The following is a 10,237-nucleotide window of genomic DNA, read 5'->3' as shown; positions in this document are numbered from 1 at the left end:
CATTGGTCCCAATGGTGCCACCTAGCAGATCCAGCACCGCATTGGTGCCATTGAGCGTGATGGTGCCAGCCGACGTGCCGACCACGTTGCCCTTGGTGATTGATCGCACTTGGAAAGCCCCATTGTTTGTCAGCACGAGCGTGCCAGTACTGGTTGCTCCATAAAGCGAGTTATTGTCGGCAAGGGTCAAAATATTGGCCATCACCGAGCCTCCGCTCAGAAAGAAAGTTCCATTCCCCGCACCATTCGTGCTATTGGCTCCCAAGACTTGGCCCACGATCAGGTTCGAGGCAACCAGCGTGCCCGCCCCCATGCGGAAGAAGCCATTTTCCATGGTCCAACGCTGCTGGTTCCGCCCCACGGTCAGATTGACGATGAGGGCATCCAGCGTGCCGGCGCTCACATCGAACACATGGTTGAGGGACAGGTTGGTATTATTATTATCGGCCGCCCCCACCAGCATATTGGCAACGGGACTGCTCCCACCCGCCGCGCCACGCAACGTGAGCGACGGCGAAACCCAACCGGCCGCAAAATCCATGGTCGCGTGGGCCGTTCTGGAACCCAAGTACACGTTACTGGCATTGATCGTATTCACCTGGCCAAAGTGAAGTTGATTGGTGAAATTGGTGGTACAGCCAGCCGTAGTTATATCGCCAAGAGCCAACGTTATGGCCGTAATGGTATTCGTGGCGGCCAGCGTAGCGACGGCGAACTGACCATAATTGCCAGAACTTAACGGGCCAACGCGGAAGGTGTTGTTGACAGCCGTGTAGATAAAGTTCCCCAGCCCAGACATGTCCAAGGTATTGGTAATCACCGGATTGACGCCGGCGAGCACGCTCGGCCCAATGTTGATATCAGCGGCACCGTTGACCGTGAGAGTGGAAGCCGGACCGCCGGTAATGATGGCAGTGATGTGATTGGTGGCCAGAGTATTGGTCAAACCCGTGGTGCTGAGGGAAAGTTTGGCGATAGTCTGGCTGTGCCCTTGCAGATCCAGAGTGGCCAGCGTCACACCGCCATTGGTCGGGCTGAAATTGACGGTGGTACCGGTGGGCAGGGCATTATTCACACCGAGCGACAGGGTGCCTCCATTCAGGACAGTGAGACCGGTATAATCATTGGCCTGATTGAGGGTCACACTGCCGGTATTCCATTTGGTCAGCCCCGTTCCGCCGGTGAGCTTGCCAGCACCAGTGAAGGTGTAGCTAACGCTGGTGTTGCTGAAAGTCACCGAGGTCGGCGAGAGATTGGTGGTCAGATTCACCGTCGTAACACCCAAGGCACTATCATCAAACCGGACATTATCACCGCCCAGAATAGATTGCTGATACATGGTGGGGACAGGCAACAGATCCACCCAATTGGTCGAGGTATTAATATCCCAGTTCCCATTCTTCACACCGGTCCAAGTAATGGGATAATTGCCTTGCGCATCCGTCGCATTCGTGAGGACCAAGTCAATGGAAGCATTGGCGATATTGTTGGAAAGATACCCCGGCACCCGGTAGCCACTGGCGAGACTGAAATTATAGGCGCCCGCCAGCGTGGTGTATTTGATGAGGGTCAGTTGCGTCGTTGTGGTGGACATCGGCGGCAACTGCGAAATGCCAATGGTATTGGCTCCACCCACGCTGAGGGTGGTTGTCACCACGTTCGTGACGGCGGAAAACACATTCAAGGAGAGCAGTGCATTCGTGAACTGCACACTATCCAAAGGCACGGCTACGGTGCCGAGTTTACCCCCCAATATCAGCGTCGCGTTGGCCACCATCGCCGTCGCGGCCACGGACCCGCCCGCCACCGCATTGGTGACTTTGAGGATGTCCGCCTGCGAATTAAAGGTGCCCCCGGTGATATTCAGCGTTCCGCTGGCCGAACTATTGGTGCCTTGGGTGGCAAGTTTAAACGAGCCGCCAGAGTACACCGTGAACGTGCCACCGCCGACATTCAGTGTGGCCACCGCCGAACCAGTGCAGGTGTTGCTTTTGACCGCCATGGTAATGTTCGTCACCGTAAAGATACCGCTGTCGAAGTAAAGATTCCCAACCGTACCGCCAATGTTACCCGCTCCGTTTTCAATCCCAATGTACAAGTTCCCGGCCGTGACCGTGGCGTTATGGCCACGCAGGTCCAAAGTGCCGGTGGGAGTACCCGCTGTCCCTGTGTTATTCTTGTAGCCGAGCCAGATATTGGCTGCCGACCCGGTCTTGCCGCCGATAATTACAGTGCCGGGACTACCTGCGGTCTGGGACGCAAACTTGAGCGTGCCGTTCGCTTTGCACAGGGCGATATTGAATGTGTCCGCAAGCAGAACGTTGGTCCCGGCGCCCAGGATATTGGTGCCGGAACTGGCGTTATTTTGGAGCGAATTACCTAACTGGAAGGTGGTGGCAGTGATCAGGTTATTGGTGTCCGAGAGCGTCAAGGTGTCACTCGTTCCCCCACTGCCATTGCCATAGGCAACGCGGAATTCACTGATCGGGATACTGCTGTTGCCAAGGGTGACACTGGCCAATTTGGAGAGGTCGAGCGTACTGCTATTGCCGTGCGCATTGGCAGCAGCCACGTTGGTACCGACGGTGAAGTACTGGGAGGCGTTAGTAACAATCAGTGAGCCCCCGCCTGAAATCCTCAGATTGGTGTAGTCGTTGGTGCCGACGTCAACGCCTACGGTAAAGTTGCCACCGACCGCCAAGGTTTGCCCAATGCCAATGATAATGGAGTTCGTGGCCGTTGAATTGGTGCTGCTTACCGCCAAGGAAGAAACCGTCTGACTGAAGGTCCCAAGGTCCAATGTACCAGCGGTCGTCAGGTTGGTCTCACCCAGGACCAGGGCCGTATTGACCGGCAAATCGTTCTGAGAACTCTTTACCAGCGTACCACCGGAAACGACGGTCGGTCCCGTGTATTGATTATCCGCGCCCAGGAACAGTTTGCCAGGGCCGCGTTGGATTAGTCTGCCCGTGCCGTAAATAACCCCGCTAAAAACATTGGTGTCCGACCGGGCAAAGGCCAGCGCACCATTATTTGTGACTGGGGAAGACCACGGGGTTGCGCCGCCGAGCGAACCCACCGTCCCGCCGTTGCCCACTGCCAATATTCCCGCAGCAAGCTGAAGTCCGCCTGCCCAATCGTTATCCGCTCCAAGCGTGACTTGTCCGGGACCAGTCTTAATGAGCGTGCCAGGACCAGTGACCTTGCCGGAAATAATCAGCGTGGCACCCAGCGAATTGAAGGTGTTAAATCCAGGAGTAAGCGTCACCGGCCCCGCGAAGGTATTCGGATTTCCCGATATCTCCGTTGCAAGGGTTCCGCCGATGAGCGTCACCGGCGTATTTTCCGTGACCCCGCCATAGGTGGAAAGGATGGCATTAGTATAAACCGTCGCCAGCGGCGTGCCGGTAATGGAGGCTTGCAACTCCAGCGCACCGTTGGTCACAATGATCCCCGCCAAATTGATCATGGCAGTCGTCACCGCCACGCGGTTAATTCCCACTTTGGTGAGCACGTGCCCGCCACCATCAATGCCACCACGGATATCAAAGCGGGAGGTGTTGTTCTGTCCCACGGACGCATCGCTGCCCAAGGTCACCGCCTTGACCCCCTGGTTATTCAAGTTACCCCCACTGTTGATTAGCGATCCGGTGTTGGCATCCCGCTGCCCATTGAGGAGGATCGGCTTGGTGCTCCCCGTGGCCGCCTGGATGTCAATGCCATTCAAATCAAGCGCCGTACCAGACTGGACGGTGGCCAGGAATGGCCCCGAAGGAGTGCCGAGCGCATTAGCGGTTCCGAGCTTGAGCATCCCCGCGTTGATGAGGGTGCCGCCACTATAATCGTTGGTGGTGCTGATAGTATTGGTCAGTGGCGAACTTTGAATAACCAAAGCGGCACCGCTTACCTTGCCGGTACCCACGAGCGTATAGGGGGTAATGGTATTGGTGAATTGCACTTGAATCGGCGCAACCACGTTGGTCAGGTTGACCGTGTATTGCCAAGCGCCATCGCCAAACGTGACTGCATCCGCCGGAGAGTTGGTGTACCAGGCATCTCCGCTCTCAAACCACCAGTTGGCGGTGGTGGCAATGTCCCAAGTCGTCCCATTTTGTCCGTACCAGCTAATTCCCGAAGCGCTGGTAACTTCAAGGTCCACTTGGCCCGGAATCTCAGTCTTCAACTGCGCCACCACACCACGCGGCAGCGCGCCCAATTGCAGATTGTTTGCCAAATCCCCGGTCGCATTCAGGTACTTGATGAGCGGTATCCGAACGCCAGCCACCAGTTGCCCGCTGACATTAATAATGACCGTGCCATTCACCGTCAGGTTGGTCGCCCAGATGGAAGGCGAAAAATTCACCGTGTCAGCCGTCCATCCATTGAAGTTCAGCACCGTCGCGGTGCCACTCGGGCTGCTACCCAGCATTAGCGAAGACATCGGCACGGTCTGGCCGGTCGCCGTGAAGACAAGCGTCAGGGTCTTGTTGTCATTCACAGTGAAACCGCCACCTGCTGCAGCGGTGGCCAGGAAAGTGAGTGAGCCATCGTTCACCACAGTACTGACGCAGGTGTCGCCACCATTCAGGAGCAGCGTACCGGCACCAACCTTGGTCAGGGTACCCGCGCCACTAATCGGCCCATTGATCGTCATCGTGTATGCCTGATTATCGAGGGTGGCAGAGACGCCATTATTGACAACCAAACTACGGCCGACAGCCAGAGCGACGCCGTTCGCACTCACTTGCAGCGTACTATTGCCCGAAAATACCAGCGGTGCCGCCGCCCCCAGTGCGGCATCCGCGTTGATGACCAGCATGCCGCCGGCGTTGGTGGTGCCGCCGGCATACGTGTTCGCGCCGCTCAAGGTCAGCGTGCCCGCACCAATCTTGGTCAGGCTAAGGGTGCCGACAGTATTTTTGAGCAGACCGTTGAAGGAACTGTTGGTATCAGCATCCCCCACGATGAGGTTCGCATAACCACCCGAATTATCAATATTGCCCGCCACCGAAGGCCCGGAGTTACCGAGACCATTCACAGTTTCGGTGTACCCCGACATATCCACAAAACTGCCGTTGGTAATAATCAAGATGCCCTTACCCGGGCCGTTGGGAATGACTTCCGACGCACCCAACCTGAGTTTGGCCACAGGACCGTAGCTGTAGGCCACCGGATTATTGGCACCCACAATGGTATTACCAGCGTAGTCATTGAGAGGATTGGTGATGATGTTCGTGCCGGTCTCGAAACCGATGCCAAGGAAACCTGGGCCGGTGATTTTGCCATTGATGGTCAGGGTACCCGGAGAACCACCCGCCGCCAAGTAGCCGCCGCTGGCGGTGAGATTAAGGATGCGGTTGGCATTCACGGATGGCACCGCCGACCCCGTATTCTTTAGAGTGCCGCCCACGAGGGTGATGTTCGTGGTCGGTGTGGCCGGGGTGGCACCGAGATTGACGTCATTGTTAATGCCCAGAATACCGTTCGCAATAATGGTGCCGCCGGAATAGGCATTGGTGGAAGTGGTGCCCATCGTCAAAATGCCGGGGCCCACCTTCTGCAAGATCAACCGTCCGTTGGCGGCAGGGTTGTCGCCAATCGTACCGTTGATCGTGCCAGCACTCGCGTTGTTAAGCACCTGGCCGCTGCCCACCGACAGTATATTAGTGATATTGGCAGCACTGTTGGTCACCAGCCCTTGGGCCACGGTCGTATAATTCACATTCAACCAACTGACCGTTTCGTTGTACCCGTTCAGGTCAAGAATACCGGCCGGTATATAAGAGCTGTAACCAGCGGTGGTGGTGTATGGTTGGACGGTCACACCGTTGGTGCCAATCCCATCCGGGATCACCTCGCTGGCACCCAGTCTGACCATGCCGTTATTGATATACAGGCCGTTGGTCCAGTTATTATTGGGATTGTTAAGCAGCAACAGTCCTTCGCCATTCTTCGTCAACGAGAAGTTGCCCGTAATGGCGCTGGTGACACTCAGAGTTGTGTTTGGCGCGGCTTCCAAGGCGGCGTTGGCAGTCAACGTAATGCCTTGGTTCGTGTTAATGCCAACGAGGCCACCACCAGTGGCCCCAAGATTGCCGCCGGCGAAGAGCAGTTGGTTGGAGGTGTACAAAGTCGGCGGAGTGCCCAAGCGGTTGTCGCCATTGATCAGGAGCAGGCCGGAACTGATGATCGTCTGCCCGTGGTAGGTATTGTTACCGGTCAGGCCGAGCGAGTTGCCTTTGACAACCAGTACGTTCGTGCCGCCACCGAAGCCAACGCCATCCCCGACGTTGACGGTGGTGATACCACCGGAACCATTGGCTCCGTTGGTCATATAGGATGTGGTATTCGCCGCGCTGTTTGTCACCAAGCCGGTACCGGTCATGAGGTTGAAACCGTCGCTAGCGCCTTTGAAGTCGAACACCCCGTTCATATTCAGTACTGAGTAGCTGCCGTTATCATAAATTTGATCGCCGTAGGCGGTGTTGCCATATTCGATGGTGGCACCGGGAGAAACCCCGGTGATCCCATACACTGCTTTCCCGGTTCCACCCGCTTGCTTGTTCAGCACGAGTTTACCTTCTTTGACGTTAATTTTGAGATCGGCGTTGTTGGCCGTGCCGCCAAGCGTGAGGATGCCCGAGCCAGTCTTGACCAGATCAGAGAAGGAATTGGCACCGGTAAAAGTATTTGTGATGACAAGATTGCCGACGGACGCCACATCAATGCCGCCGCCAATGTTGTTATTCACATCAAACCTGCGAGCAGTGGGACTGGCACTATTGTCACCCGTGAACTGCAGCGTGCCCCCGCGCAAATAGACTCCCGTGGCGCCGCCATTGGTACCCAAGTTACTGTTGTAGCCTGCATCCGCGATCGCTCCAACGCTCAGAACACCTTCGTTGATGAAATTGCTGCCAGTGTAAAGATTGTTTCCAGACAATACCAATTTGCCAGGCCCGCTCTTAGTTAAATTCATCAGTGCGCCGTTACCAGCCTGATTGGTGATCACCGAACTTACAGTTAAGGCGTGAAGGTTGTTGGTAGGAATAAGCACGTGAAAGATCAGTTCGGTAGTGCCGCTGGCAAGATTACCGCCCGCAATGGTGCTATCGAAATCACCGCTGGCCAAAATGCCGCCGTTCGACACCACCAACAAGCTGCCAAGGTTTAGATTCACTGAGGCCGCCGTTTGCGCGAGGTTTAGGGTATTGTTCGAACGCAAGCCGGTAATCGGCCAACTGCCATCCGTCAACTTGACATTGGTGGTGGGCATCCAGTTGGCCGTGCTGTCGAGAGGGTTAATGGAATAATCACTGCTGACCATCGCGGTGACCGAAGTAACCTGCAAGCTGGTGTTGGTGGTCCACTTGGCAAATTCTGTTCCAGAAATAACGTACGCTGGACTCCAAGTGCCGTTCTGCATCGTTGGCGCTGTGGCAAGGAAGAGCATATTGGTCCGGTCCAACCCCAATCCCGGCCCGGTGATATTCACCGTGCCATTATTACCCCGGCTCAGCCCGGCACCCGTCAAAATCGAACTATAGCCTGGCTGGGTGGGTGTCAACAACACTTTGCAACTGCCCTGGTTGGCCACGTAAAAAGTGGAAATGTATTCGGAATAGTTGGCCGCCGAGGCGTCATTGGTAAACGCAAGCGTGCCGCCATTCAACATCACGGTGGTACCGGTAGGCACACGATCAGCGTGGCTTGCCGCGCTGGTGTTGAAAAGCGCCAACGCGCTGCCGCCGTACATCGTGTATTGGCTCACGCCGGAGAAGCGACCGCTCGTCCCGCCCAACGTGATGGTGCCGCCATACCCGAGAGCCTGGCCAGTGAAGGGACTATCGCTGGTGAACGTAATATTATTGGTATTATACTTATGATAGAGGCCATAACCACGCATGGTGTTCGTGAAGGAGTAATCGTCGGAGCGATTAAACTGGACCGTACCGTAGTTGGTAATATCCCCGTAGCCGACATTGCCGATAGTGCCGCCGTTGCCAATCATCAGGGTGTCGCCCCCCGATACAGTGGTGCCGCCCGTGTAGGTATTGTTGCCGGAGAGAATCAGTGGATTGCCCGCCACCTTATTCAGTTGCACCGCACCACCAGAGTTGTCCCCAATGGTGGAAGCAATTTCATTACCCAGCAAATTGAGCGGGGCGCTGGCACCCAGTTGGTTCATCTGGGTAAAGTTGCCATTGCCAGTTCTAATGATCAGCTCCCCCGGCGCGCCAGACGACAAACCCGCAGTCAGCGTGCCATTGGTGATCAACCAGAGCCCTCCGTAGGTCCTGCCGGACATATTCAAGTACCCGGAGGCGAGGCGAAGCGTCTGGTTACCGAGGTTCAACGGCGGTGCCATCCCGGAAGCCTGGGCTGGCGAATAAGCAAGTTGCAGCAGACCCACCGTGCGATCAGCCGTCAGGGTTTGTCCGTAACGGAGCAGGACGGCATTGGTCAGGTTATTCCACTGCGTCTCCGGTTGGCTGACCCAATAATCCTGATCGCCGTAAAGTCTCATCGGCGTGTTGCTCAGGGAACTATAACGCATATAATCATCGCCGTTTATGATCCAAGGAATGATGCCAATCGTATTTCCGAAATTGGTCAGGCTACTCTGGTTGGTGAACACCAGGCGATCCTGATAGGTTTGGTTCGGTTGCCCCACGCCCGTACCGCCAACGGTCAGCGTGCCGCCGCCCAAACGGACGACATTGCCAACCAAAAGCAGGTTGGTCTGGTTCGCCGTAGTGTCGTTGAGATTGATCGTACTATTCCGGTTGGAAATCACCAGCGTGCCAATGTATTCTTGAAAGACCGCATTCGCACTTCCCGCCCCGTTAAAGTTAATGGTGCCATTATCAAGGATGACGGTGGCATTATCCCCAATGCGGTTGCTATTGAAACCGCCGGTGGTATTATTCTCGATCTGGAGGGTTCTGCCATTGGCCACGATAATGAAGGAACTATTGGTGATGCTGCCCTGGTTGGTCAGAATCAGCGTACCGCCCTGCACACGGGTGTAACCGTGGTACAGGTTGGCATTGGTGAACATGGTGACCCCGCCGTTACTATTGCTGACGTTGATGAGGCCGCCAGTGCTCCAGTTGGGGTCCGTGATGTTGCCACCCCAGAACGAGTTACTGTTCTGGGCGCAAAGCACGAGTAACGAGGCGGTATTCAGGGAAGAGTTGTTCACCACCGCCGTGCCGTCACCATTCAAACCATTCAGGTTTTGCACGGTGGTTCCATTGAGATCAAAAACCGCATTGGTCATGTTCAGGTTGCCTTTGCTGCTACCGCTGGGGATGACATTGGCCACTGTGGCAATCGTCCGCCCACCCAACAGGAATGTATCCACCACTGCCCCAGCAGCCGTATTACCACTGTACGTATTAGCCGCCCCCAACGTGAGGTTGCCCGTGCCACTCTTGATCAGCCCCGCCACACCCGTGATAATGTTGCTCACCCCAAAATCACCCGTGCCGCCAAACACCAGCACATTGGTCCCGGCCGCCGCCCCCGTGGGAGCACTGTTGGTCAAATTACCCTTGAAAACGAGCGCGCCGCTACCACTGGCGACGGCATTCCACACGGTCTGGGTGGCTTGGGGAAGCCCCGCTGCCGAGGGGGCAACAAACGCCATCGCGTTGCTGACAAGGTTGTTCCCCCCGCTCACGTAGTTGGTGACGCCGTTGGTCAGGGAGAACCAGTTTCCCCACAGGACGAAGTTGAAATTACTGAAGGACAGTGCGCCAAAGGAGGTGCCCGCCGTGAAATCGTTCCAGTTGGTCTGGCGCACAGCGTTGCTCAGCACGAGAAAATCCCCGGCGACAGGCACACTAGGGGACCAGTTCGCCGCGTTATTCCAGTTGCTGCCGGTGGCAAATTGCCCAGTCCAAGTGACGGTCGCTGCCGTCAGACGAGCCGGGGCGACTCCCAAGCCAATCAGCGTGAGTAACAACGCAACACGTTTGGCATGACACGCCAACCAGCGAGTACTAAAACAGGTCTTCATATTTGATATTCCAACAGACAAACCGCATGTGGAACAACCCTTGTACCCGAATGCGTGTTAGCCTGAGCCAACCAATAGCACGTCCGTGCCAAAAAAAAAGAAAAAATATGTGACAAAAACGAGCAAAACCGGACCTAGCAAAAACAATCAGGTAGACAAATTGGTGCTGGTGAGACTTCCCCGCAATTTTCAAATTATCGGCGTACATCGGTG

1 protein-coding gene is annotated in these 10,237 nt (G+C 55.9%); it reads right to left on the bottom strand.

All coding sequences use genetic code 11. The annotated features are described in order from the left end of the window. Positions 1–10,024 (bottom strand): autotransporter-associated beta strand repeat-containing protein (locus WCO56_07985; protein MEI7729497.1); only part of this gene is annotated, 10,024 nt, incomplete at its 3' end. Positions 10,025–10,237: the final 213 nt, after the last annotated feature.

Source organism: Verrucomicrobiota bacterium, from assembly GCA_037139415.1.
Lineage (GTDB): Bacteria > Verrucomicrobiota > Verrucomicrobiia > Limisphaerales > Fontisphaeraceae > JBAXGN01.
This window is presented reverse-complemented; position numbering and strand designations above follow the sequence as displayed.